Origin of the sequence: Cyanobium sp. ATX 6F1 (assembly GCF_024346315.1) — a bacterium.
GTDB lineage: Bacteria > Cyanobacteriota > Cyanobacteriia > PCC-6307 > Cyanobiaceae > ATX-6F1.
The window spans coordinates 80,113-104,723 of sequence record NZ_JAGQCS010000006.1 but is presented as its reverse complement, the minus strand read 5'-3'; the positions used below and the strand labels follow the sequence as shown (position 1 = coordinate 104,723).

The window sequence follows — 24,611 nt, the reverse complement described above, 5'->3', positions numbered from 1 at the left end:
CGTCTTATTGCATCAGAGAAAACATCAATTCCCCGGCGCAGACCAGCTCACCATCGACGGTGGCCTCGGCGCGCACCTTGCCGAAGCGCCTGCGCTTGAGGCTGAGCAACTCACAACTGATCCGCAACTGATCCCCCGGCACCACCGGCCGGCGGAAACGCACCCCATCGATGCCGGCGAACACGAACAGCCCTTTCTCGAATTCAGGCATCTGAACCACGATCAGTCCCCCCACCTGGGCCATGGCCTCCACGATCAGCACCCCTGGCATCAGGGGCCTGCCAGGGAAATGGCCCTGGAACTGGGGCTCGTTGAGCGTCACGTTCTTGATCGCCACCGCCCGTTTGCCGGGTTCATGCTCGATCACCCGGTCCACCAGGGCGAAGGGGAAACGGTGGGGCAGCAGGGAGAGGATCTGCTCACTGGTAAGGATGGCGGCGCCGGCGGGGGACACGGACAAGGGGCTCAGGAGGGGCGGAACTGGGCGGCAAGGGCCGCGGCCATGGACGTATGAAGCCCATGGGACCCGCGGTAGGCGAACACCTGGGCCTGGGGGAGGCCCACCAGTGCCAGGTCCCCCAGCAGGTCCAGCAGCTTATGGCGCACCGGTTCATCAGCGAAGCGAAGGGGCGGATTGATCCAGTGATCCCCATCGCAAACCAAGGCATTCTCCAGGGCCCCGCCCTGGATCAGACCCGCGGCGCGCAACTGTTCGATCTGCTCGCGGAAGCCGAAGGTGCGGGCCGGCGCCAGCTCGGCCACGAAGCTTTGGGGGGTGAGCTCGAGGCTGAACAGCTGGCGGCCGATCGCGGCCTGGGGGTACTCCACGGCGGCCGCCAGGCGCACCCGATCGCAGGGGATGGCGGTGAGGAAACCCAGACCCTGGTGCACGCAGATCGGCGACGCCAAGACCTGCAGTGGTTCCCGTTCCCCCAACGGGTGCAGCCCCGCCTCGGCGATCGCTTCCACCCAGCCCTGGGCGGAACCATCCAGCAGGGGCACCTCCTCGCCCTCCACCCGCAGTTCCACATGGGTCAGGCCCGTACCCACCAGGGCCGCCAGCAGATGCTCCACCGTGGCCAGGCGCTGCTGATCCAGCTGGAGGGCCGTGCAGAGCCGCGTGTCCTTCACCTGGCTGGGGTGCAGCCGGGTCAGGCCTCCGGAGCCGTTCCCCAGGGCCCCCAGCCAGAAGCCGGGCCGTTCGCAGGGCTCCAGCCGCACCCGGGTGCTGGCACCGCTGTGCAACCCCACCCCACATCGCTCCACAGGTCCCCGCAGCGTCCAGGCCTGCTGGTAGGTCTCAGGCCAGAGGCTCACTAGAACTTCCAGCCCACACCCAGGTTGAAACGCCAGTTGCTGGTGAAGTCCTGGCTGGCCACCTCCAGGCGCAGGGGGCCCACCGGTGTGGTCACGATCAGGCCGGTGCCCACCGAGAAGCCCTGACCGGGTTTGCCCAGCAGCTCACCGGGATTGCCGGGCACATCCTTCTGGCTGCCGAAGGCGGTGCCGCCATCAATGAACAGTTCGCCGCTGACGATGCTGAACAGGGGGAAGCGGTATTCGATCGTGGCTTCACCGAAGTTGCGCCCGACCCCGAGGTTGCAGTCATAGAAGCCGCGCACGGAGTTGGAGCCACCCAGGCAGAAGGCCTCGTAGGGAGGCAGCTGACCGATGTTGGCGCCAGCGGTGACCTGGAACGCCAGGGCCTGTTTGCAATCAGCAGTCTCACCCCGCTTGGGCCGGCAGCCCTTGTAGAACTTGAACCAGTTGACCGGGATGTAGTGGGTGTAGCTGCCGCGCAGGCGGTTGAAGGTGGGTGAGTTAGGGCCAACGCTCAGAAACTGTTCGGTGCCCAGGCTCAGGAAGTTGCCGGAGGTGGGGTTGCGGGCGTCGTTGAGGGTGTTGCGCGTGGCCGCCAGGCGCAGGCCCACCAGCTGGTTCGAGGTGGCGCAGTTGTAGGCGATGCAGATGACGTTGCTGACGTTGGTGGTGCCGCCGTTGAACGTCGACGTCACCCCGTAGGGCATGGTGTCGCCCGCGAAGTTGATCGGGCGAACCTCCTGGGCATTGAGGCCGACAACAACCGTCCAGGGGGCCTTCTTGAAGGGATTGCCACCATTGAGGGGCCGGATCAGCTGGAGGCTGCCGCCGACCCGCTGGATGGCAATGGAGTTGTTATCGAGAGCGAACCAGTTGTTGTTGGTCCCCAGGGCCCCGTTCGCCTGTTGGGCCTCCTGAACGTTGGCATAGGTTCGGCCGGCCAGGTTATTGCTGTTGAAGATGTTGTTGGCGATGGCCGTGGATGGCGCCTTGAAGAAATCCGAGGAGACATCAGAAACGGTGTTGAAGTTGCCGTTGTCCTGGCTCTGGAAGATCTGGGGAACATCGCGGCTGAGGAACACCCGTGCCCGGAAGGCGGTGCGGAAGCGGTCCCCCTTGATCCAGGGGTCCGTGAAGGAAATGTCCGCCAGGCCGCCGTACTGGCCGTAGGTGAAATTGAACGAGGTGTCCCAGGCCCGGCCGGCCAGGTTGCTGTCCTGGAGCTGGATCTGGCCGAACACCCCCTGGCTCTGGCTGTAGCCCAGGCCGCCGGAGAGGGAGCCGGTGGATTGCTCGACGATGCCCAGAACGATCACCACCTCGCCGGGAGTGGCCGGCACGGGCTTGAGGGTGACCTTGACGTCACCGAACAGGCCCGTGCCGTAGAGCCGCTTGATGTCCTCCTCGAGCTGACGGCGGTTGAACACCTCGCCGGGCTTGATCGAGATCTCCCGACTCACCACCCAGGGCTTGGTCTTGCCCTTGATCGGCTGGCCCTTCTCGTTGGTGGTCGATCCCTCCTTGTTGAGGAACTGCACTTCCACGCCACTGACCGTGCCCTCCCGCACCTGCAGCTCCACCACCCCCTCGGGGCTCACCCGGTTCGGGCCGGTGACGCGGGCGAGTGAGTAGCCCTTGTCGGAGTACCAGCGCTGCAGCTCCTGCATGCGGCTCTGGAGCGCGTTGAGGTTGAGGGTCTTGCCGTAGTCAGCGGCGAAGGTGTCCTTGATCACGCTGGCGGGCAGCTTGGCCTTGACCGGATCGATCTCGACCTTCTGCAGCACCGGGTTCGGGGCCACGGTGACCACCAGCTTCACGCCCAGGGCGCTGTCGGTGGGCTGGATGCGCACATCCGAGAACCAGCCGGTGGCATAGACCGCCGAGAGATCGTTCTGCAGTTCACTGCGGCTGACGCGGGTGCCGGGGCGGCTGGCCATGGCGTCGTAGACGGCCCGCTCCAATCGCTCTCGCTCGGGATGGCCATCGAGCCCCGCGACCGCCACCTCGCTGATCAGCACGCGCGGCTCCGAGGCGCTGGGGGTGAAGGTCTCACCCGTGGGTGGCCCCGCCGGGCTGGGACCGGGACCGGGACCCGGGCCCTGATCCGTCTGCTGGGACTGGGGCGGTGCTGACTGAGACGGTACCGACTGAGACGGTGCAGGCTGGGAGGGTGCGGGCTGGGGAGTGCTGGGCTGCCCTGTGGTCGGTGACGACTGAGGGGCGGCGGGTTGCGCCGTGGGGGTGGCTGATGGCTTGGAGCTGGACGGCTGCTGCGCCTGGGCCCGGCCCGGGGCCAGCAGACCCACCAGAGCCAGGGAAGCGGCCGTCAGCGGCAGGGCGGCGCCAAAACCCCTGGACCCGCGGAACCGAAGGGTGCGGTTCATGCTGACGCGGGAGACGGCCATGGGGTTTCGACGCAAGGCGGCCGAAGCCGCAAAGTGGGCTGACCTTACTGGTAGATGCGGGCCTGCGGACAGGCCCCTTGGACCCGTTTGAGGACCTCCCCGTAGGCCTCGATCACACCGCCCAGATCCTGCCGGAATCGATCCTTGTCCAGGATGCGGTCCTGGCTGTCCTCCACATCCAGGTCCCAGAACCGACAGGTGTCGGGGCTGATCTCATCGGCCACCACCAACTCGCCCGCGTTGGTGAAGCCCAGTTCGATCTTGAAATCCACCAGCTGCAGGCCAAGGGCGGCGAAGAACGGCTGCAGCTCCCCATTCACCCGGCGGGCCAGAGCCTCGATCGCGGCGCGCTGATCGGCGCTCACCAGGCCCAGCCAGGCCAGGCGGGCCTCGGTGAGCAGGGGATCGCCCAGGGCGTCGTCCTTGTAATAGAGATCCAGCAGGGGCGGATCGAGGCGGGTGCCGGTGGTGATCGGCAGCTGCTTGCAGAGCGATCCGGCGGCCAGGTTGCGGATCACCACTTCGATCGGCACGATCCGCACCGGCCGCACCACCATCCAGCTGGGGTTGAGCAGTCCCAGGTAGTGGGTGGGGACCCCGGCGGCCTCGAGGCGCTCGAACAGCAGGGCGGAAATGCGGCAATTCAGCGTTCCCTTGCCCTCCAATTGAGCCTTCTTGAGGGCATTGAAGGCGGTGGCGTCGTCCTTGAACTCCACCGCAAGTCGCTCGGGATCGGCGCTGCGGTAGACGCGTTTGGCCTTGCCCTCATAGAGCAGCGGGCCGAGTTCGATCGTCGTCATGGGGGCGGGGCGGCGTGGCCGCCGGAGTCACGGGGAGAGCGGAGCCTGCGCTCGAGGGCGCGACTGCGGTCGGCCTGGGTGGGATCCTGGCGCCGCAGCAGCCATTCGCCGTAGGCATCGTCGATGCGCTGGCTCAGGCGCAGGTGCCGGGCCAGCGCCCTGGACGGATCACCGCCGCCACTCTGGGCCTGGAGCCGCTGCTGCTCGAGCAACTCCGAGGCCAGCCCCCAGGCAGCGGCGGCGGCGGCCTGGTCGAGGGCCGCTTCGATCAAGCGGTCGCGCTCCTCCAGGGGCAGCGAGGCCATGAGCTGGGCCGCCCGGGCCAGACGCTCGGCGGCGATCTTGCCGGGCAGCCGACCCGCCAGCAGCACACGAGCCGCCTGCTCGTTCTCGCCAAGAATTTGCAGATGGTCCGCCAGGGCATCGAGGGCAGGGCGGGTGGCCAGGGTGCCGTCCTCCCGCAGCAGCAACGGCAGCGCAATGGTTTCAAGGCTGGCAAGGTTGCCGGCCGCCAGCCGGGTCAGGGCCTCGGCGGCGCGGCGATGCTGCAGGGCGGCGCTGGCCCCGCGCCAGACCTGAATCAGCCACTGGTCTCGCTCGGCGCCGGCCCCCGGCCCGTAGCGGTCGAGCACCAGCAGGGAGGTTGCCGGTGCCTTGCAGCTCAGCAGGGCATTGGCATTGGCCAGCACCACGGCGAAGGGCTGGGGGACCGGCCGCACCAGCAGCAGGCGGTCCCGCAGCAGACGCAGCCTCTCGGCTTGATCGAAGCGGGCCGCGTCCTGGCAGGCCTGCTCAAGATCAGCCAGCCCACCGTCCTTGAGCACCGCCCGAAAGGCCGGCTCGGCCATCGCCGCCACCGGTAGGGGAGCGGGGGACAGGGGGACGGCCGTGGCCCCGGAAGTGGCGAGCAAGGCCGCCAGTGCCGCGATCACCGCCCCTCGGCTTCGGGCTCCTGGCCGGAGCCGCAGGGGGAGCTTGCGCATCGGCATGTAGAGAGGGGAAGGCACAGCGGCTGGCCACCGGGCCACAACCTAAGGGAGCCGCGCCACCCCTCCTTGGCCCCCGCCCCGCCCGGCCCCATGACCACCCCAGAGACCGCCCCAGAGAGCTTCCCAGAGACCGCCCCCAGCCCGAGCCGGGTGCTGCTGATCGGCTCGGGGGGGCGCGAAAACGCCCTGGCCTGGGCCCTGGCCCGTTGCCATGGGGTGGAGCGGGTCTGGGTGGCGCCCGGCAACGGCGGCACCGCCGAGCTGCAGGGCTGCGAGGCCCTGGCCCTGGCCGAAACCGATGGCGACGGCCTGCTGGCGGCGGCCCTTGAGCGCCGCATCGAGCTGGTGGTGGTGGGTCCGGAGGGTCCCCTGGCGGCCGGCCTGGCCGACACGTTGCGCGCCGGCGGTCTGGCGGTGTTCGGACCCGGCGCCGATGGGGCGCGCCTGGAGGCCAGCAAACAGTGGGCCAAGGCGCTGATGCTGGAGGCGGGGGTGCCCACGGCGCTCCACTGGGCGGCCGCCAGCCGTGGGCAGGCCCTGGCGGTGCTGGAGCAGCACCCCCAGCCGCTGGTGGTGAAGGCCGATGGCCTGGCCGCCGGCAAGGGGGTGACCGTGGCCGAAACCCTGGCGGAAACGCGCGCCGCGATCGAGGAGGTGTTCGCCGGCCGCTTCGGGGCCGCCGGCGCCGCCCTGGTGCTGGAGGAACGACTGAGTGGGCCTGAGGTGTCGGTGTTCGCCCTCACCGATGGCCGCGGCATGGTGCTGTTGCCCCCGGCCCAGGACCACAAGCGCATCGGCGAAGGGGACACGGGCCCCAACACCGGCGGCATGGGGGCCTATGCGCCGGCGCCCCTGCTGGATGCGGCAGGGCTGGAGCAGGTGCGACGCACGGTGCTGGAGCCCACCCTGGCGGCCCTGAGAGCGCGCGGCATCGACTACCGAGGCGTGATCTACGCCGGTCTGATGCTCACCGCGGCTGGCCCGAAGGTGATCGAGTTCAACTGCCGCTTCGGCGATCCGGAATGCGAGACGGTGATGCCCCTGCTGGGGCCTGAACTGGCGGCGGTGCTGCTCGCCTGCGCCCGGGGGGATCTGGGCCAGGCCCCGGAGCTGACCATCGCCCCCGGTTGCAGCGCCTGCGTGATCGCCGCCGCCGCGGGCTACCCGGGGGAGGTGCGCCAGGGCGATGCGATCACCGGCACGCTGGGGGCCTCCGAGCAGCTGCAACTGTTCCATGCCGGCAGCCGTCGGGGGACGGACGGGGTCTGCCGCACGGCTGGCGGCCGGGTGCTGGCGGTGGTGGCCCAGGCCGAAGACTTCGACGCGGCCTTCGCCGCCGCTTACGAGGGTTTGTCCCAGGTGCACTTCGAGGGCATCACCTTCCGGCGGGACATCGGCCATCAGGTGCGTCGCCCCTAGGGTGGTGGGCTACCCCAGGCTCCGGCCGCTTGATCGCCGACCCCCACGCCACGGATCCCGGAACCACTGACCCCAGTGACACTCCTCCCGGTGCCTCGCACCCAACCGAGGGCACTGGCCTGGTGGCTGATGACCTGGCCGATGAAGACCTGGCCGACAAAGACCCGGTCAATGCTGAGCTTGTCGGTGCTGAGCTTGCCGGGGCTGGCCAGGACGGCGATCCCCAGGCCGGATCGTCCCTCTCCGGCGGAGCGAACGGCCTGAGCTGGAGGCCGCCGCCGGCTGCGCAAGAAACTGGTCTGAACTGGCGCCAACGACTGGGCCGCTGGTGGGCCGAATTCAGCCTCCAGACCAAGCTGCTGGCGGTGGCCACCCTGGTGGTGAGCCTGATGATGACCGGCATCACGTTCATTGCCCTCAACAGCATCCAGACGGATGCGCGCTTGAGCGACACCCGCTTCGCCCGCGACCTGGGGCTGCTGCTCTCCGCCAACGTCACCCCCCTGGTGGCGGAAGGCAACGACAGGGAACTGGCGGCGGTGGCCGAGCGCTTCTGGCGCACCACCCGCAGCCTCCGCTACATCTTCTTCGCCGACCCAGAGGGCGTGATCTACCTGGGGATCCCGATCAGCGGCACCAGCAACAGCAGCGAGTTGCTGCTCAGCCGCCGGCTGGAGTTGCCCGCCGAACTCAAGCGCCGCCCCCAGAACCCCCTGGTGCGCCAGCACCTCACCCCCGATGGTGCGGTCACCGATGTGTTCGTCTCGCTGGTGAACGAGGGGCGCGATCTGGGGGTACTCGCCCTGGGAATCAACCCCAACGAAACCACCCTGGCCAGCGCCGCCCTCACCCGTGAGGTGACCGTGGCGGTGTTCATCTCGATCTGGGTGCTGGTGATTCTCGGGGCGGTGTTCAACGCCCTGACGATCACCCGTCCGGTCAAGGAGCTGCTGATGGGGGTGCGCGCCATCGAGGGCGGCGATTTCGCCGCCCGCATCGGCCTGCCGATGGGCGGGGAGCTCGGGGAGCTGCTGGATGGCTTCAACCTGATGGCCTCACGGCTGCAGTCGTACGACGAGGCCAACATCGAGGAATTGACGGCGGCCCAGGTCAAGCAGCAATCCCTGATCGCCACCATGGCCGATGGGGCCGTGCTGCTCGATGCCGAGGGCCAGATCGTGCTGGTGAACCCCACCGCCCGGCGTCTGTTCCGCTGGGAGGGCCGCAACCTGGAGGGGCGGGAACTCACCGCTGAACTGCCGGAAAGGCTGGCGATCGAATTGCAGGTCCCCCTGGAGACCCTGCTCAGCGGCGCCAGGGAGATCAACGACGTGCGCTGCAGCTTCGGGGATCCAGCCCGCACCCTGCGCATCGTGCTCCAGTCGGTGCGCGACGCCAGCGGCGAGAGCCTCAAGGGCATCGCCGTGACGATCCAGGACCTGACCCGCGAGGTGGAGCTGAACGCGGCCCAGAGCCGCTTCATCAGCAACGTGTCCCATGAGCTGCGCACGCCGCTGTTCAACATCAAGAGCTACGTGGAAACCCTCCACGACCTCGGAGATCAGCTCACCGAGCAGGAAAAGAAGGAATTCCTGGCGATCGCCAACGATGAGACCGACCGGCTCACGCGCCTGGTCAACGACGTGCTCGACCTCTCACGCCTGGAATCGGAGCGGGTCTGGACGTTTGAGCCCATGGAGCTGCGGCCAGCGATCGAGCAGACCCTGCGCACCTACAAGCTCAACGCCGACGAGAAGGGGGTTCGCCTGGATCTGGAGGTGGATGCCCAGCTCCCGCTGGTGCGCGGCAACTGGGATCTGCTCCTGCAGGTGTTCGACAACCTGCTGGGCAACGCGCTCAAGTTCACCGCCCCCGGAGGTCGGGTGGCGCTGCGGGCCTACCCCTGGCCCGACACCTGCAGCCTGGATCCCGATGCCTCCACCGCGGCCCACGACGATCAACGTCCGTCCTGCGCGCTCACCTCACCCCTGCCGCGGCTGCGGGTGGAGGTGGCCGACAGCGGCAGCGGCATCTCCATGGAAGATCAAGAGCGCGTCTTTGAGCGCTTCTACCGGGTGGAGAACGCCGTCCACACCGAAGCAGGCACCGGCCTGGGGCTCTCGATCGTGTGCGGCATTCTTGAGAAGCACGGCAGCCGCATTCAGATCGCCAGCGAGCTGGGGGTGGGCACCACCTTCTGGTTCGATCTGCCCCTGGAGCAGGCCGATGGCGACGAGCTGCGCCTGGACGCCGAACGGCGCAGCCAGCCCACGGGCGGCATGGCCCTGGTCTGAGGCCGGCCTGCATCAGGGCCTTGTGTTGACGTTGGGGTGAGCGGCGGGGGAAGATCTTTGTTTGACTTCGCTGCGCCGTGCGCCAGGCCCAATGACGGCGGTTCTTGAACCACTCGGTACTTGAACCAAACCAACCCCGTCAGCCTGTCCATGCCCCCCCTGCCCATGAGTTCCTCCCCCGACACCGCTGCCGCCAACGAGCCGAACGGCACCTACGCCATCGTCGAAACCTCCGGCACCCAGTTCTGGCTGCAGCCCAACCGTTACTACGACCTCGATCGGATCCATGCCGAGGTCGATGACACGGTGACCCTGGAGAACGTGCTCCTGGTCAAGGGTGCCGCCGGCGCCACCCTCGGCCGCCCCTACGTGGATGGCGCCAGCGTCGAGCTCAAGGTGCTGGAGCACCGCCGCGGGCAGAAGATCATCGTCTACAAGATGCGCCCCAAGAAGAAGACGCGCCGCAAGAACGGTCACCGCCAGGAACTGACCAGGGTTCTGGTGCAATCGATCACCGTGGCCGGCAAGGCCCTCGCCTGATCCCCCGGCTTTCCCCCAACCACCTCACTTCCAAACCATGGCCCACAAGAAAGGCACAGGCTCCACCCGCAACGGCCGCGACTCCAACAGCAAGCGCCTGGGCGTCAAGCGCTACGGCGGTGAAACCGTGACCGCCGGCTCGATCATCATTCGCCAGCGCGGCACCTCCGTGCTCCCCGGCCTCAACGTCGGTCGCGGCACCGATGACACCCTCTTCGCCCTGGTGGACGGCATCGTCAGCTTCGACTCAATCAAGCGCAATCTGCGCAACCGCAAGCGCGTCAACGTGGGCTGAGCAGGTCGCCGCTGGGGCTGGCCAGCCGGTAGGCGCGGGTGGTGATCAAGAAGGGGTGAAACACCTCAAGGAAACGGCCCTGCAGCGTGCGGAAGAATCGCTCCACCAGGGCGGGATCATCGATGTGGAAAGGAAACTCCCCTGAGAAGCCCTTGAAGAAGTACCAATTGAGCAGGGCGATGGCGGCGGGTTCCATGCGGCCCTCGAAAATCTCCAGCTGACCCGCGGGATCCGCCAGGTGCTCCAGCACATCCAGGCAGACCACGGTGTCGAACAGCCCCGGCAGGGCGGGATCCTCCAGGTCGCGGAAGCAGCGCAGCTTGTCTTCGAGGCCAAAGGCCTGGGCCCGCTCGGCCACGAACGCACGGTTGTGGGGGTTGAGATCGACGAACCACACCCTCTCCACCTGGGGCAGCGCCGCTGCAGCCAGGGCATGGGTGCCGATGCCGCCACCGAAATCGAGCACCTGACCACGGGCGAACCGCTCCTGCAGGCGCAGGGTGTCGGCGATGTAGGGGGCGCTGCCCAAGTGCCAGGCCGCCAGTTCGAGCAGGTGAGCGGTGCCCACCTCCTGCTCATAGAAGGCCGTGGCCTGGGCTGGATCGAAGGCCCCGGGGTGCAGGGCCGCCAGATCAGCGGTGCTGCTGGGCAGGCGCCGCTCCAGATCCTGGGGGCTCAGCTCCAGGTGGGACGCCAACTGACGCTTGAGCGCAAAGCCATCGGCGACGAAGCGCTCCAGATCCAGAACTGCTGCCGCCACCGCCAAGATCTGCTCCCGAGTGCTCACCGTAGTTCGCCCCCCAACCCCGCCCCCAGTTCAGCCCCGAGTTCCGCTCCCAGTTCAGCCCCGGCGCCGGGAACCTCCAGCCAGCGCCGCAACCAGGCCACCAGCAGATAGAAGGGCAGGGTGTCCAGCAGGGCGGCCACCAGCTTGAACAGGTAACCGCTGGCGATGAACGAGCCCAACTGGGGCAGCACCGGCTGGCCCTCGTCCACCGGCAACACGTGGGCGGCGTAATGGCTGATCAGCACCACGGCGCTGGTGTCCACCAGCTGGCTCACCAGGGTGGAGCCGTTGTTGCGCAACCACAGGGCCTTGCCGCCGCTGAGGCGCTTCCAGAAATGGAACAGGCGCACGTCGGTGAACTGGGCCGCCAGGTAAGCCACCATCGAGGCCCCCACGGCCCCGAAGGCCAGCCTGCGCACCTCGAAGAAGGTGCTGCCGTCGCTGCCGGGAAACCCCGGAAGCACCCCGCCCAACCAGAGAATCAACACGATCCAGCCGTTCAGCAGCAACCCCACCCAGACCAGCTGGCCCGCCTTCTGCTCCCCCCAGATCTCGCTGATCAGGTCGGTGCACAGAAACGTCACCGGGTAGGGCAAGGCCCCCACGGCCACCACCACCGGCCATCCGCCGATCGAACCGAGGCTGAGGAAACGCGTCAGGCCGAGGATATTGAGCATCCCCATGGTGCCCAGGAAGATTCCGGCCAGCACCAGGAAGGCCAGGTCACGGCGGTTGGCGAGCTTCATGGATTCCAGCTGCTGGGCACGGCTCCCCATAGGGTGGCGAGCCGTCACCGACCTGGCCCGCCGTGGCGCCCCCCAGCCCCGAGAATCACTGCGGCTTCCTGGTGTTGGACAAGCCCGCCGGGCTCACCTCCCACGACTGCGTGGCCCGGGTGCGCCGCGCCTATGGCCTCAAACGTGTGGGCCATGGCGGCACCCTCGATCCGGCCGTCACTGGAGTGCTTCCGATCGCCCTGGGGCCCGCCACACGGCTGCTGCCCTACCTCGAGGGGGCCAAGGCCTACCGGGGGGTGATCCAGCTGGGGCTGTCGACCAGCAGCGACGATCTGAGCGGTGAGCTGATCGCGCGGCGGCCGGTGCCACTCCTGAGCGCGGCGAACCTGGAGGCCGCCCTGGCCCCCTTCCAAGGGGCGATCCTGCAGCGTCCGCCCCAGGTTTCGGCCGTGCACGTGGGAGGAGAGCGGGCCCATGTGCGCGCCCGGCGGGGCGAAACCATGGAGCTGGAGCCAAGGCCGGTGACGATCGAACACCTGCGGCTGCTGGGCTGGCAAGCGGAATCGGGCCAGCTGGAGCTGGAGCTGCGCTGCTCGGCCGGCACCTACATCCGATCCCTGGCCAGGGATCTGGGGGAGAGTCTGGGTTGCGGCGCCGCCCTGGCCCAGTTGCGGCGCACCGAAGCCCTTGGCTTCGACCTGATCGTCAGTGTCCCCCTGGAGGCTCTCGATCGCACACCCCGTCCGCCCCTGATCGATCCGCTCAGCGCCCTGGCGCACCTGCCCCTTCAGCGCCTGGGGGCCGCCGACCAGCTCAGCTGGTGTTGCGGCCGTGCCATTGCCAGCGCCATGACCCTGGCGAATGATCAGACGGTGGTGGTGGTGAACCCCGAGGGCCAGTGGGCGGGCATCGCCCGCGCCGACGGCGACGGCCTGCTCCAACCGAAGCTGGTGCTGGGCGCACGGGGTTGAGATGGCCGGACACAGCAAGTGGTCCCAGATCAAGCGCACCAAGGCGGTGGTCGACGCCAAGCGCGGCGCCGTGTTCACCCGCCTCGGACGGGAGATCACCGTGGCGGCCCGCAGCGGTGGGGATCCAGCCGGCAACTTCCAACTGCGCACGGCGATCGAAAAGGCCCGCGCCGCCGGAATGCCCAACGCCAACATCGATCGAGCGATCGCCAAGGGGTCCGGCCGGGGTGATGCCGGCAACGACCTGGAGGCGATCCGCTACGAGGGCTACGGCCCCGGCGGGGTGGCCGTGCTGGTGGACGTCTTCAGCGACAACCGCCACCGCACGGCGGCGGACCTGCGCCTGGCCTTCAGCAAACACGGCGGCAACCTGGGGGAGAACGGCTGCGTGGGCTACCTGTTCGACCTGCGCGGCGTCGTGCGGCTCAGCGGCAGCGCTTTAGACGAGGAGGCCCTGCTCGAGAGCCTGCTGGAGCAAGAGGTGATCAGCTACAGCCTCGAAGACGATGGCGCCGAGGTGCTCTGCGAACCGGCCCAGCTGGAGGGGCTGCAGGCGGCGCTGGTGGCGGCCGGCTGGAGGGTGGAGGGCTGTGAGCTGCGCTGGCAAGCTGAAACCCCCTGCCGCCTCGACGACCTGGACAGCCTGCAGGCCAGCCTGCGGCTGCTTGAAGCGCTCGAATCACTGGACGACGTCCGCAGCGTCAGCTCGAACCTGGAGGCCACAGACGCCCTGCTGGAAGCCGCGATGGCCTGATGCCTCAGCCCTCGAGTCCCAGGGCCGCCCGGTCGGCGATCACCGACAGATCGGGGTGCCCCAGCAGCCAGCTGGCGGGCAGCGCCTCCTGGGGAGGCCCCTCAAGCACCCGCCGCAGGATCGGCGCCTTCGAGGCCCCGGTGACCACCAGCACCAGGCTCCTGGCCGCCAGGATCTCCGAGAGGCCCACCGTGATCGCCCGCTCCGGCACCCGCTGCGGATCACCACCAAAGGCAGCGGCGTTCTGACGCCGGGTGGCCGCGCTCAGGCGCAGGCAGCGGGTGATGACACCTGGGCCGCAGGGGGGCTCGTTGAAGCCCACGTGGCCGTTCTCCCCCAGCCCGAGCAACTGCAGCCCCAGGCCACCGGCGGCGGCCAGGGCGCGCGCGTAGCGGCGGGCCTCGGCCTCGGGATCGGGGGCGCCGCCATCGGGCAGGCGCAGCTGGGCGGGGGAAAGGCCCAGGGGTTCCCCCAGATTCCGGTCCATGGCGGCGTGAAAGGAGGCCGGATGGTCCGCCGCAAGGCCGATGTAGTCATCCAGGTTGAAGCTGCTCCAGCCCGCCAGCAGCCGTCCCCGCACAACCGGTTCGAAGGCCTCCAGGCGCCGGCGCAGGGCCGCATAGACCGGCTCCATGGTGCGGCCGGTGGCGAGTCCCAGGGGGCGCCGCCCAGCGGCGCTGAGGGCCTCGATCAGCCGATCGACCACCCGCTCGGCCACCGCCTCGGCATCGGCTTCCACCAGCAAACGATCCTGGGAAAGCGGCATGGGGCTGGGCCGTGGGCGACGAACGACGTTTGAAAACCCTGAAGCGGATCGAGCCAAGGGGCGTGCGCAAGCGGGCAACCTGGGTGGGCGTAGAACCCAGCGTCTGCCCTCAGGGTTGGCGGTTGGCGATCACCGTCGGGATGCGGAACGTGGTGGCCGTAGGGCTGGCGGCTGGGCTGCCGGCGCTGGACGGCAGGGAGCTCAGCTGGGCCACGCTCTCGCGAAACGGTCCCACCTCCACGCCCTGGTAAAAGTGGCGCAGGATCGCCTCAAAGCCCTCCCCGCGGCGGGCCAGGCCGAAGGCACCCCACTGGCTCATGCCCACCCCGTGGCCGAAGCCGCGGCCGATCGCCACCAGGCCGGTGATCGGGGCAGCGGCAGGAGCGAACACGTCCGGCAACGGCGGCGGGCCAGGCAGCGGCGCGCCGCTGGCGGAATCCACCGCCAGGGGCCAGCGAGTGCGGGCCGCCCCGCCCCACGCCGCCTGGCCCTGGGGATCCGCCCCCAGGGATGGGAGCCCGAGGGCCTCGGTGCCTAGGGGCTCGAAGCGCACCGTGGTGCTCCTGAGACCAAGGCGGCGGCGCAGGTCGGCCCCGCTCAGCAGCAGCTGGCCGCGGGGACCCAGCACCCGTGCCTGGCGCACCCGGCCGGTGCTGGAACTGGAGAGCACCTCGATCCGACTGGCCCCGCCGATCTCGGCAAAAGCCCGCTGCAGTTGCTCCGGCGGCAGCGGCTGTCGCCAGACGCGCACGGGGCTTTGCTCGTCGAAATCGCTCACGCTCACCAGGTAGGGGAGCTGGCGGGCCCACAGTTCGCCGCTGTTCTCCGTGCTGCCACCGCTGCTGCTGTGGAAGACGGCGTTGATCAGGGCCTGGCGGTAGGTGATCACCAGGGTGCGGGTGCCCCGCACCGCCTCCCAGGTGGAGGGAGTTTCCGCCTCGACCCCCTTGTAGGCCTGGCTGGCCACGGTGGCCCGCAGGTCGAAGGGAGCCTCGGGCTTGCGCTGCTGCAGGGCGTAGGTGCGGGCCGCCACGGCCTGGGCCCGCAAGGCCTCCAGGGGCCAGCTGGCGGGCATTTCGCTGCCCACCACGCTGGGCAGATAGCTCTCGACCCCCAGGTGGTTGATCAGCTGAAGCTGGGAGGCTCCTGGCAGCACCTGGAGCCGGCCGCGGTAGCGGCGGTTCTCCACCGCCAGGGCGCCATCGCCTCCCGCCTGGCTCAGGGGCTCGATCCAGAGTTCATACGCGACCACAGGGCGCATCAGCCCCTGGGCCTCCACCTGGGCGGCACTCAGCCGCAGGCTGAGGGGTTGACCCGCGGCGGTCTCCGCCAGCACCGTGCCGCGGCCGTCCCGCAGACGCAGACCACCGGCCAGACCGCTCACGGTGGCGGCGGCGCTCTCCAGCAGCAGCACGCGCACTTGCGGTTCTCCCTGCTGGGCCCGGCCCTCCCTGGGCAGCAGCAGTGACAGACCCAGCGCCGCCGCGGTGACCAGGGGCAGGCGGCGCCTGAGGGCTAGGGGCAGGGCAAGGGTGCGTGGCATCGAAGCGCGCAGGAGGAGTCGAAGGGCGGCGCCATTGTGGCCGCCGGCTACGCCTGCCGCCAGTGCCCGCCACGACGCCGGCAGGACCGATGGCCTACAAGGCGTGACAGCATGCAGCTGGCATCACCCTGGGCGTGCAGATCACCTTCCTAGGCACGAGTTCGGGCGTACCGACCCGTGCCCGCAACGTTTCGGCCGTTGCCCTGCGCCTGCCCCAGCGCCCCGAGCTCTGGCTGTTCGATTGCGGTGAAGGCACGCAGCACCAGTTCCTGCGCAGCGACCTGCGGGTGTCGCAGCTGCGCCGGATCTTCGTCACCCACATGCATGGCGACCATGTGTTCGGTCTGCCGGGCCTGCTGGCCAGCCTGGGGATGGCCGGCAGCTGCCCCGGGGTGGATCTCTATGGCCCCGAGCCCCTGCGCGACTACCTCGATGGGGTGCTGCGCACCTCCTCCACCCGCATCGGCTATCCCCTGCGGGTGCACCGGGTGGAGGCGGCGGCCCGCAGCGGCGACCCCCTGCTCGAAGACGACGATCTGGTGGTGCGCTGCACACCGTTGAACCACCGGGTGCCCGCCTTCGCCTACCGCATCGATCAAAAACCCCTGGCAGGCCGCTTCGACATCGAGCGGGCCCGGGAACTGGGCATTCCCCCCGGACCGATCTATGCCGAACTGAAGCAGGGACGCAGTCTGCAGCTGGAGGATGGGCGCCTGATCGATGGCCGCAGCCTCTGCGGAGCGCCGCGGCCTGGCCGCAGTGTTGTGTACTGCACCGACACGGTGTTCTCGGAGGCGGCGGTGGCGCTGGCCCGCGGCGCCGACCTGCTCATCCACGAATCCACCTTCGCCCACCGGGAAGCGGAGATGGCCTATCAGCGCCAGCACTCCACCAGCACCATGGCCGCCCAGACGGCGGCCGAAGCGGGGGTGGGCCAGTTGGTGCTCACCCACCTGAGTCCCCGCTACGCCCCCGGGAATGCCCTCACCCCCGACGACCTGCTTGCGGAGGCCCGGGCGATCTTCCCCAACACCGTGCTCGCCAGGGATTTCATGAGCCTTGAGGTGACCCCCTCCGGGGAGTGAGCCAGGGCCGCAAAGCAGCTGTGGCTGCAACACTTCGTGATTCCGCCCCGGCAGGCACTCCGCCCGTGATACAAGGGCTCTGGTGTGGTGCCACCGCCATTTTGCCAGCTCCCTTCATGGCTTCTTTCCTCTCCTCTGCGCTCCGGGCCGCGGCCAGAATCCTGTTGGTTCTGCCGCTGGCGCTTCTGGTCTGTTTCGGGGCTCCAGTGGCCGCGGCCAACTGGGATGCCGCCACCTTGACGGTGCCCGGCGGCCCCGACGGCAGCCTGGTCAGCTTCAGCGAGCAGGAGATCAAGGCCGGCCGCAAGCTCTTCAACGAAAGCTGCGGCAGCTGCCACGCCGGTGGCATCACCAAGACCAACCAGAACGTGGGCCTTGACCCCGAAACCCTGGCCCTGGCCACCCCTCCACGCGATTCGGTCGACGCCTTGGTCGATTACATCAAGGACCCCACCTCCTACGACGGGGAGTACAGCATTTCCGAAATCCACCCCAGCATGCGCAGCAGCGAGATCTTCGTGAAGATGCGCGACCTCGACGACAACGACCTTCGCCTGATCGCCGGTTACATCCTTGTGGCCCCGAAGGTGCAAGGCATCCAGTGGGGCGGCGGCAAGATCTACTTCTGATTGAGCCCCCGGACGTCAGCCGGCGCTCAAACCTCCTCTGCCAAAGCCGCGGCCGTGTCCGCGGCTTTTTCATGGCGCTTGCTGTACCACCACTCCTGCAACTCGCGATCCAGCCGCTGGGCGAACAGGGTCAGGATCGTGCGCGTCGGACGTGAGCCAGGCTGCAGCAGCTCCACGGCGTAGGAAGGGCAGCGGCGGGCCGCCAGGTCGGCCACGAAGCGCCTGCCAATGCGGCGCCAGCTGGGCTCCTTGCTGCGCCAGGCCAGACGACAGCAGGGCCAGGGCAGCTCCTCTCGATCAAACAGTCGGCAGCAGGGGCCGAGCACCCTGTAGCTGTATTGGCCCCCCGGGCTGGTATGGATGCTGCCGGGTTCCAGCAGCTCCTGCACCAGTGCGGGTCGGGACCCTGAGGAAACCTCAGCCAAGGCGGCACCGGGGATAGTGAGCGACAAAAAAGCCACCCAGCAGGGTGGCGACGCTGAACGCAGGGTTCAAGGGCGGGAGGGGCCCGATTGGTCCCCTCCCGGAGGGCTCAATAGAGCTCTTCTTCGGTGTGGGTCTTGATGGTGACGTCGGAGGTGGGGTAGGCCACGCAGGTCAGCACAAAACCGGCTTCGATCTGGTCGTCGTCGAGGAAGCTCTGATCCGACTGGTCCACGGTGCCGGCGGTGAGCTTGCCCGCGCAGGTGGAGCAGGCGCCGGCGCGGCAGGAGTAGGGGAGGTCGATGCCCTGCTCTTCAGCAGCGTCGAGGATGTACTGGTCGTCGGGGACCTCAATCGTCTTGTTGAGACCCTCGCTCTCGTTGACGAGGGTGACCTTGTAGGAAGCCATGGAAGGGATTAGGGCTCACAGGCGCCTGGTGGGTTCCGGGCCTGTAGGACCGCACCTTCCTACATCCAGAAGGGGCCGATCCCGCCAATTCAGCCGCTCTGGCCAGAGAAGCCCAATCAAAGCGAGGGCACAGATCAGTGTGCCTTATGTAACTTTGGTGGACTCGGCAACGGCGGAGCGCAGCTCCAGCAGCCCCCACGGGCCCTGGGAGCCCACCAGTTCCGCCCGCCATCCCCAGGCCGCAAGCGCCCCGCGCAGCCCCTCCACCTGCTCCAGCAGCAGGCCACTGAGGTAGCCCACCCCAGCGGCTGAGAGCACCGCGACGAACTGGGGAGCGAGGGCCTCGATCACCGGCGCCAGGATGTTGCAGAGCAGCAGATCGGCGGGACGCCCGGCGAGCAACTCCGCCAGCACCTCCACCGAACCCTGGGCCACCTGGAGTCGCTCCCCAGCACCATCCGGTGCGCTGCCCTGATCAAGGCCATTGAGGGCGGCGTTCTCCCCCGTGGCACGCACCGCCAGGGCATCGGTATCGCTGGCGGCCAGGGAGGCCGCCCCCAGGCGCAGGGCCCCGAGGCCGAGGATGCCGCTGCCGCAGCCCAGATCCGCCACCCGCAGCCCCGCGAGCGTCCCGCCCCGCGAGCGCGCCAAGGTTTCGAGCGCCTCCAGGCAGAGGCGGGTGGTGGGGTGGCTGCCGGTGCCGAAGGCGCTGCCTGGATCGAGGTGGATCACCAGCCGCTCCCGGTGTTCCTCCGGCAGCTCCAGCCAGGCCGGCAGGATCAGGAAACGCTCGCCCACCGGATCCGGCTGCCAGTGCTGCTTCCAGCTGAGACTCCAGTCTTCATCGCTCTGCTGAAACCACTGCAGAGGCGGCAGGGCCAGGCCAAAGGTTTCGGCCAGGGGTGCGAGGGCGCCCTCCAGGCGCCCTCGTTCGGCTTCGGGCCAGTCGACCTCAGGCAACCAGGCCACCAGCTGGTGGGCACGGGGATCGGCAGGGAGCGATCGAATCGCCACCCGCACGATCCCCAGCTGCGGCAGTTTCCACAGCAGCGACTCCTCCAGTTCAGCCGGTGCCGCCATCTCCAGTCGCCACCAGCCCTGGGCTGCCATCGCCTGGGCGCTCAGAGGGTGACCGGGTGGGCGTCCTGGATGCCCTCGATGGCCACGACGGTGGCCAGCAGGCTGGGGGGGATGGGGTCATCGAGGCACAGCACCATCAGGGCATCACCGCGCACGACCCGACGTCCCACCTGCATCGAGGCGATGTTGACGTTGTGCTCACCGAGCACCGAACCCAGCTTGCCGATGATGCCGGGCACGTCCCGGTGGCGGGTGAAGAGCATGTGGTCGCTGGGGGCCACGTTCACCGGGAACTCGTCGATGGTGGTGATGCGCAGGTCGCCGTCGGCGAACACAGCCCCGGTGACAGTGTGCTGGCCATTGGCGCCCCGGGCGCTCAGCTGCAGGGAGCCCCCGGCGAAATCACGGCTGGCCTCATCCTTCACCTCCAGCACATGGATGCCGCGCTCCTTGGCCTCGAGGGCGGCGTTCACGTAGTTGATGCTTTCGCCCAGGGCGGTGGAGAGCAGGCCCTTGAGGGCGGCGATCACCAGGGGCTGGGCCGGATGGCTGGCGAAGGCGCCCTGCAGGCGCACTTCCAGTTCGCTGATCTGGCCGCCGGCGAGTTGGCTGATCAGCTGACCGAGGGTCTCGGCGAGCTGCAGGTGGGGCTTGAGCCGCTCCATCACCTCGGCATTGAGTCCGGGGATATTGACGGCACTGCGGGCGGGCTGCCCCAGCAGCACGTCGCGGATCTGCTCAGCCACGTCGATCGCCACGTTTTCCTGGGCCTCTTCGGTGGAGGCACCCAGGTGCGGGGTGAGGATCAGGCGCTCGCCGACGCTGCGCAGGGGCGAATCGGCCTCCAGGGGCTCCTTGGCATAGACATCTAAGGCTGCGCCGGCGATCACGCCGGTCTTCACCGCCTCGGCCAGGGCCGCTTCGTCGACGATGCCGCCGCGGGCACAGTTCACCAGCCGGGCGGTGGGTTTCATCGTGCGCAGCAGCGCAGCGTTCACCAGGTTCTCGGTGTCAGGGGTGCGGGGCAGGTGCAGGGTGATGTAGTCGGCTTCGGCGAACAGCTCCGGCAGCGGCAGCAGCCGCACCTGAATCTGCTGGGCGCGTTCGGCGGTGATGAATGGGTCGTAGGCCAGCACCTCCATGCCCATGGCCTTGGCCACCCGGGCCACGTGGGAGCCGATCTTGCCCAGGCCCACCACGCCCAGCTTTTTCTTGTAAAGCTCGTTGCCCACGTAGGTCTTGCGATCCCAGCCACCGGCGATCGTGCTGGCGTGGGCCTGGGGCACGTGGCGGGAGAGCGCCAGCATCAGCGCCAGGGCCTGCTCGGCGGCCGCGATCGTGTTCCCCTCGGGGGAGTTGACGACGATCACACCGCGGCGGGTGGCGGCCGGCACATCGACGTTGTCGACGCCAACGCCGGCCCGGCCGATGATGCGCAGCTTGCTGGCGGCTTCGATGATCTCGGCGGTCACCTGGGTGCCCGAGCGGATCATCAGGGCGTCGTAGTCACCGATGATCGCCTTGAGTTGGTCCGGGGAAAGAGAGGTGCGTACGTCCACCTCGGCCACCTGAGCGAGGATGTTGATCCCCGTCTGATCGATCGGGTCGGAAACGAGAACCTTCGTCATGAACCAGCTGGGCGCCGCCGGTCGTGAAGTGTAGTGAGCGGTCCGGGCGCGCCCTGCGGCCAGGGAGAATCAGCGGGTACGCAAGGTTGACGTGGGGAACTGTGTGGTGGCGGTGTTGGCGGATCGCCGCCAGTTGCACCGGCTCAGGGATCAGCTCGCCGAGCTGAACCCGCCCCCCAGCGCGCTGGTGCCGATCGGCGACCAGGAAACCGACGTGCTCACGGTGGCACGGCTCAATCCCGCCATCGGCCGCCGCCTGCGGCAGCGCAGCATGGCCCGCTGGCTGATGCCCTTCGGTTTCTTCGCCGGCCTCACCTTCACCCAGATCACCGACCTGCAGACCTTTGCCTTCCTCGGCACCTGGGGCGAACCGCTGATGGGCGGCCTGCTGGGGATGGCCTCCGGCTGGATGGGCAGCTTCGCCGCCGCCGCCAGCATCGTTCCCGAGGACGACGACCGCATCCGCAGCCTGCGCAACCGGCTCAACGAAGGCAACTGGCTGCTGCTGGTGGAGACCCCCCGCGGCGTCGAGCTGCCGATGGGCCTGCTGCAGAAGGCCGGGGTCCAGGCGGTGGTGACCCTGGCGGAAAGCTGATGCTGCCCCGCCAGAGCCTGCTGGACGGGAGCCGTGCGCCCACTGACCTGGGCGCCTTGATCGACCAGGCCGAGGAGGCCCTGCGCACCTGGCAGCCCCGCTGGAGCCCGTTCGTGGCGGCGGCCGTGGCCGAGGAGGCCGAAGAGCGCCTGGGGCAGCTCACTGAACTGACCGTGACGGCCCGTGGCGGCTGGCCCCAGGCCGAACGGAGTCGCCTCTGCTTCAGCCGCCGCACGGGCGAGGGGGAGGAGGCCGGGCCGCCCGCGGGCGAAGCCGAGGCACCGGCCCCGATCACCGCCCTGGAACTGGCCGGCAATTTTCTGTTCGATCCCGCCGATGCCAGCGATTTCCGCAACGCCCTGCTGGCCGCGGGCGCTGAGCCAGGCGACCTAGGGGACCTCTGGGTGCGCGGCGACCGGGGCGCCCAGCTGCTGGCCACCCCGGAGCTGGCCGAGCGCCTGCTGGAGCAACAGAACCAGGGCCCGCTGCTGGTGCGAACGGTGCCAGTGCAGATCGAACGTCTGAGCCTGGAGCAGTTGCAATTCCCCAGCCGACGGGCACCCCGGCGGCTCAGCAGCGTGGAGGCCTCCTGCCGGCTCGATGCGGTGGCCTCGGCCGGGTTCGGGCTTTCGCGCAGCCGCATGGTCGCGCTGATCCGCGCCGGGGCGGTGCGCCTCAACTGGGCGGCGGTGAGCAGCCCCAGCCGGGAGCTGGTGGCGGGAGATCGCATCCAGCTGGACAACCGGGGCGAGCTGACGATCGAGGCGGTGGAGCCCACCAAACGGGAGCGCTGGCGGCTGGTGATGCTGCGCCGCTGATCGGGCGATCAAGCCGAAGGGGCGCTGGCGTTGGGGCGCGGGGAGACCCGCGCGGGCGGCTGCTAGGTTTTCGGAGCTTGGGCTGAGGCCCAGAGGGGCGATTAGCTCAGAGGTAGAGCACTACCTTGACACGGTAGGAGTCACTGGTTCGATTCCAGTATCGCCCATTTGTTCTTATCAACAAAGCCTGGAAATGATCACGGCGGATCTACCTTTCACCGTCGTGATTGGCCTGGCACGCTCTGGCATTGGCGCCGCCCGCCTGCTCTCCGCAACCGGCGAAAGGGTGCGGCTGATCGAATCGAAAGGCGCTGACGAGCAGCAGCGCCTGGCCGCCGAACTGGAGGCCGAAGGAATTCAGGTGTGCCTGAACACCCCCCTGGCGATCGAGGCGTTCCACTGGCCGGGGGGACGGGCGGTCAAGGTGGTCGTCAGCCCGGGCATCCGCTGGGACCACCCCACCCTGGTGGAGCTGCGCCAGTCGGGGGTGGAGGTGATTGGCGAGATGGCGGTGGCCTGGGGGGCTGCCCTCTCCACGGTGCCCTGGATCGGCATCACCGGCACCAACGGCAAGACCACCGTCACCCATCTGGTGAGCCATCTGCTGGGGACCGCCGGGCTGGATGCGCCGATGTGCGGCAACGTCGGCCGCTCGGCCGCCGAGTTGGCCCTGCAGCGCCGCTCCGAGGGGCTACCCCAGCCTGATTGGCTGGTGGTGGAACTGAGCAGTTACCAGATCGAGGCGGCGGCCTGCCTCCGCCCGCGCATCGGTCTCTGGACCACCCTTACCCCCGACCACCTGGAGCGCCACGGCAGCCTGGAGGCCTACCGCGCCATCAAGCGCTCCCTGCTGGAGCGCTCCGCCCTGCGCCTGCTCAACGGCGATGACCCCGACCTGGCCGAGCGGGCTGCCAGCTGGGACGACACCCCCAACGTTCGCTGGATCACGGCGGGACCGCGCGGGGGTCTGCCGGCAGGTCTCGATCCGCTGCTCTGGATCGAGGACGACCAGGTCACGGCCGCCTGCGGGCCCCTCTTTCCCGCCGAAGCCCTGACGATGCCGGGAGCCCACAACCGTCAGAACATGCTGATGGCGACCGCCGTCGGACTGGAGCTGGGCCTCTCGCCCGAGCAGATGGAGCAGGCCTTCCGCTCCTTCCCCGGGGTGCCGCACCGCCTGGAGTTCCTCCGGGAGCTCGATGGCATCAGCTACTTCAACGACAGCAAGGCCACCAACTTCGATGCCGCCGAGGTGGCCGTCAAAGCCCTGGCCAAGCCCGTGGTGGTTCTTGCCGGCGGGGAGCCGAAGCAGGGTGATGCCAGCGGCTGGATCGAGCAGCTCAAGCGCCATGCCCCCGCCGTGGTGCTCTACGGCGCAGCCGCCCAGCCTTTTGAGACGTTGCTGGCCGGCCACGGCTATGGGGGCGAGGTGCTGAGGCTCGAGGGCCTTGGCGAGGCGGTGCCAGGGGCTCAGGCCCTGGCCGAACGCCTGGGCGCCTCGGCGGTGCTGCTCTCACCGGCCTGCGCCAGCTTCGATCAGTACAGCGATTTTGAGGCCCGCGGCGAGCATTTCCGCCACCTGGTCTCAGGCCTCTGAGGGCTCCCCTAGGCGTCGACTCACCAGGTACTGCTGGATGAAGATCGCCGCCAGGGGGCCGGTCACGATCACGGGTACCAGGCAGAACAGGGCCGAGATCAGCACCAGCAATCCGGCGAGAAGCTCGTAGCCCACCAGGCCCCAGCCGAAGCCGCTGTTGAACAGATCACGGAAGCAGGCCAGGAAGGCCGGCCAGATCGGCTCCTCGCTGGTGAACACCCGGCGGATGTAGATCGGGGTGATGAAGGCCACGATCATCCCGGGCACCAGGCAGGCCAGCAAGCCGATCCCCGTGGCCGCCGACACCAGCAGTCCCGCCAGCACATAGCGCCAGAAGTTCTTGCGCAGCAGCGCCAGACCGCTGTTGAAATCAGGGTGCTGGCCGGTGGCGTAGTAGAGCGCGGGGAAGGCCACGATCAGCACCCCCAACAGGCTCACCAGCACCTGATAGACGATCTGGAAGGGGAAATTCAGCAGAGCCTGCAGCCCTTCGGCCCAGCTTGATCCACTTCCACTGTCCTGGAGGAAGCCACCGGTGAGCACCTGGGCGAGAACGGTGGTCAGTGCCGTGATCACACCGAACACCAGCGCCAGGCCAAGGATGACCAGCTGGGTGAGCACGTAGGCCTGCCAGTTGGCCTTGTAGAGGTTCCAGGCTGATTGCAGCGTGGGTCCAAGTGAAGCTTTGGGGTCCGCAGGTGGTTCTTGGTCAGGGGTGCTGGTCATG

At 68.8% G+C, this 24,611-nt stretch carries 25 protein-coding genes and 1 tRNA gene; 12 read left to right on the top strand and 14 right to left on the bottom strand.

The genetic code is table 11. The features are described 5' to 3' along the window. Positions 1-4: 4 nt before the first annotated feature. The 5 genes from fabZ to KBZ13_RS10565 are packed head-to-tail and all read right to left on the bottom strand — an operon-like array spanning position 5 to position 5,532. Entirely contained in the window at positions 5-433 is a 429-nt protein-coding gene (fabZ, locus tag KBZ13_RS10585) for a 3-hydroxyacyl-ACP dehydratase FabZ (protein ID WP_255009120.1), read from the bottom strand. Positions 434-465: 32 nt separating this feature from the next. Then, positions 466-1,317 carry a UDP-3-O-acyl-N-acetylglucosamine deacetylase gene (gene lpxC, locus KBZ13_RS10580; protein WP_255008943.1) on the bottom strand — a complete coding sequence of 284 codons (852 nt, stop codon included), beginning with the start codon at positions 1,315-1,317 and terminating at the stop codon, positions 466-468. Continuing rightward, positions 1,317-3,725: a BamA/TamA family outer membrane protein gene (locus tag KBZ13_RS10575; protein WP_255008941.1), complete on the bottom strand. Its 2,409-nt coding sequence runs from the start codon at positions 3,723-3,725 to the stop codon at positions 1,317-1,319. Before KBZ13_RS10575 ends, lpxC begins: the two co-directional genes overlap by 1 nt. Before the next feature lie 44 nt (positions 3,726-3,769). Beyond that, complete coding sequence (gene purC / locus KBZ13_RS10570) at positions 3,770-4,525, bottom strand: phosphoribosylaminoimidazolesuccinocarboxamide synthase (RefSeq protein ID WP_255008940.1); 756 nt, start codon at positions 4,523-4,525, stop codon at positions 3,770-3,772. Continuing rightward, the gene (locus KBZ13_RS10565; protein WP_255008938.1) at positions 4,522-5,532 is read right to left on the bottom strand and encodes a hypothetical protein; all 1,011 of its coding nucleotides are present in this window, start codon (positions 5,530-5,532) and stop codon (positions 4,522-4,524) included. Before KBZ13_RS10565 ends, purC begins: the two co-directional genes overlap by 4 nt. 72 nt (positions 5,533-5,604) lie before the next feature. On the opposite strand from KBZ13_RS10565, the gene purD reads away from it, so the two are divergent. The 4 genes from purD (at position 5,605) to rpmA (ending at position 10,062) form a co-directional block, all read left to right on the top strand. Continuing rightward, positions 5,605-6,933: a phosphoribosylamine--glycine ligase gene (gene purD / locus KBZ13_RS10560; RefSeq protein WP_255008936.1), complete on the top strand. Its 1,329-nt coding sequence runs from the start codon at positions 5,605-5,607 to the stop codon at positions 6,931-6,933. A gap of 260 nt (positions 6,934-7,193) precedes the next feature. After that, positions 7,194-9,227, top strand: a complete 2,034-nt coding sequence (locus tag KBZ13_RS10555) for an ATP-binding protein (protein ID WP_409995648.1) — start codon at positions 7,194-7,196, stop codon at positions 9,225-9,227. A gap of 150 nt (positions 9,228-9,377) precedes the next feature. Further along, the gene (rplU, locus tag KBZ13_RS10550; RefSeq protein ID WP_409995644.1) at positions 9,378-9,767 is read left to right on the top strand and encodes a 50S ribosomal protein L21; all 390 of its coding nucleotides are present in this window, start codon (positions 9,378-9,380) and stop codon (positions 9,765-9,767) included. Positions 9,768-9,804: 37 nt separating this feature from the next. Further along, positions 9,805-10,062, top strand: coding sequence for a 50S ribosomal protein L27 (gene rpmA, locus KBZ13_RS10545; protein WP_255008934.1), 258 nt, complete (start codon positions 9,805-9,807; stop codon positions 10,060-10,062). On the opposite strand, the gene KBZ13_RS10540 is transcribed toward rpmA, so the two are convergent. Together KBZ13_RS10540 and KBZ13_RS10535 are read right to left on the bottom strand one after the other, a co-directional pair. After that, on the bottom strand, positions 10,049-10,822 hold the full coding sequence (locus KBZ13_RS10540; protein ID WP_255008933.1) for a class I SAM-dependent methyltransferase: 774 nt from the start codon (positions 10,820-10,822) through the stop codon (positions 10,049-10,051). The two genes, rpmA and KBZ13_RS10540, sit on opposite strands and share 14 nt — an antisense overlap. A gap of 23 nt (positions 10,823-10,845) precedes the next feature. Then, positions 10,846-11,595, bottom strand: coding sequence for a queuosine precursor transporter (locus KBZ13_RS10535; protein ID WP_255008931.1), 750 nt, complete (start codon positions 11,593-11,595; stop codon positions 10,846-10,848). 62 nt (positions 11,596-11,657) lie between these two features. On the opposite strand from KBZ13_RS10535, the gene truB reads away from it, so the two are divergent. Both truB and KBZ13_RS10525 read left to right on the top strand, forming a co-directional pair. Next, positions 11,658-12,557, top strand: coding sequence for a tRNA pseudouridine(55) synthase TruB (truB, locus tag KBZ13_RS10530; protein ID WP_255008929.1), 900 nt, complete (start codon positions 11,658-11,660; stop codon positions 12,555-12,557). A gap of 1 nt (position 12,558) precedes the next feature. Further along, positions 12,559-13,311, top strand: a complete 753-nt coding sequence (locus KBZ13_RS10525) for a YebC/PmpR family DNA-binding transcriptional regulator (RefSeq protein ID WP_255008923.1) — start codon at positions 12,559-12,561, stop codon at positions 13,309-13,311. 4 nt (positions 13,312-13,315) lie between these two features. On the opposite strand, the gene KBZ13_RS10520 is transcribed toward KBZ13_RS10525, so the two are convergent. Both KBZ13_RS10520 and KBZ13_RS10515 read right to left on the bottom strand, forming a co-directional pair. Further along, entirely contained in the window at positions 13,316-14,077 is a 762-nt protein-coding gene (locus tag KBZ13_RS10520; protein ID WP_255008921.1) for a glucosamine-6-phosphate deaminase, read from the bottom strand. 109 nt (positions 14,078-14,186) lie between these two features. Then, the gene (locus tag KBZ13_RS10515) at positions 14,187-15,620 is read right to left on the bottom strand and encodes a SpoIID/LytB domain-containing protein (RefSeq protein ID WP_255008920.1); all 1,434 of its coding nucleotides are present in this window, start codon (positions 15,618-15,620) and stop codon (positions 14,187-14,189) included. A 134-nt stretch (positions 15,621-15,754) separates the two neighbouring features. Between KBZ13_RS10515 and rnz the strand changes: the two genes are divergently transcribed. Together rnz and psbV are read left to right on the top strand one after the other, a co-directional pair. Next, positions 15,755-16,705, top strand: coding sequence for a ribonuclease Z (gene rnz, locus KBZ13_RS10510; protein ID WP_255008919.1), 951 nt, complete (start codon positions 15,755-15,757; stop codon positions 16,703-16,705). A gap of 116 nt (positions 16,706-16,821) precedes the next feature. Then, positions 16,822-17,334, top strand: a complete 513-nt coding sequence (psbV, locus tag KBZ13_RS10505; protein ID WP_255008918.1) for a photosystem II cytochrome c-550 — start codon at positions 16,822-16,824, stop codon at positions 17,332-17,334. A gap of 26 nt (positions 17,335-17,360) precedes the next feature. Here the strand turns inward: psbV and KBZ13_RS10500 are convergent, their stop codons facing one another. The 4 genes from KBZ13_RS10500 to serA all read right to left on the bottom strand — a co-directional run bounded on the left by KBZ13_RS10500 (position 17,361) and on the right by serA (position 20,874). Beyond that, positions 17,361-17,759, bottom strand: coding sequence for a hypothetical protein (locus KBZ13_RS10500; RefSeq protein ID WP_261358977.1), 399 nt, complete (start codon positions 17,757-17,759; stop codon positions 17,361-17,363). A 107-nt stretch (positions 17,760-17,866) separates the two neighbouring features. Beyond that, positions 17,867-18,166, bottom strand: a complete 300-nt coding sequence (locus KBZ13_RS10495; RefSeq protein WP_255008917.1) for a ferredoxin — start codon at positions 18,164-18,166, stop codon at positions 17,867-17,869. Between the two features lie 144 nt (positions 18,167-18,310). Beyond that, the gene (gene prmA, locus KBZ13_RS10490) at positions 18,311-19,276 is read right to left on the bottom strand and encodes a 50S ribosomal protein L11 methyltransferase (protein WP_255008916.1); all 966 of its coding nucleotides are present in this window, start codon (positions 19,274-19,276) and stop codon (positions 18,311-18,313) included. A gap of 11 nt (positions 19,277-19,287) precedes the next feature. After that, entirely contained in the window at positions 19,288-20,874 is a 1,587-nt protein-coding gene (serA, locus tag KBZ13_RS10485) for a phosphoglycerate dehydrogenase (RefSeq protein ID WP_255008915.1), read from the bottom strand. A 91-nt stretch (positions 20,875-20,965) separates the two neighbouring features. On the opposite strand from serA, the gene KBZ13_RS10480 reads away from it, so the two are divergent. From KBZ13_RS10480 to murD, 4 genes are all read left to right on the top strand, one after another. Then, positions 20,966-21,469: a hypothetical protein gene (locus tag KBZ13_RS10480; RefSeq protein WP_255008914.1), complete on the top strand. Its 504-nt coding sequence runs from the start codon at positions 20,966-20,968 to the stop codon at positions 21,467-21,469. Next, positions 21,469-22,287: a photosystem II S4 domain protein gene (locus tag KBZ13_RS10475; RefSeq protein ID WP_255008913.1), complete on the top strand. Its 819-nt coding sequence runs from the start codon at positions 21,469-21,471 to the stop codon at positions 22,285-22,287. Before KBZ13_RS10480 ends, KBZ13_RS10475 begins: the two co-directional genes overlap by 1 nt. A gap of 95 nt (positions 22,288-22,382) precedes the next feature. After that, positions 22,383-22,454 (top strand) — tRNA-Val (locus tag KBZ13_RS10470). 26 nt (positions 22,455-22,480) lie between these two features. Beyond that, complete coding sequence (murD, locus tag KBZ13_RS10465) at positions 22,481-23,884, top strand: UDP-N-acetylmuramoyl-L-alanine--D-glutamate ligase (protein WP_255008912.1); 1,404 nt, start codon at positions 22,481-22,483, stop codon at positions 23,882-23,884. Here the strand turns inward: murD and KBZ13_RS10460 are convergent. Next, positions 23,873-24,610 (bottom strand): hypothetical protein, encoded by a 738-nt coding sequence (locus KBZ13_RS10460; protein WP_255008911.1) that lies wholly within the window; start codon positions 24,608-24,610, stop codon positions 23,873-23,875. The genes murD and KBZ13_RS10460 overlap by 12 nt on opposite strands. Position 24,611: the final 1 nt, after the last annotated feature.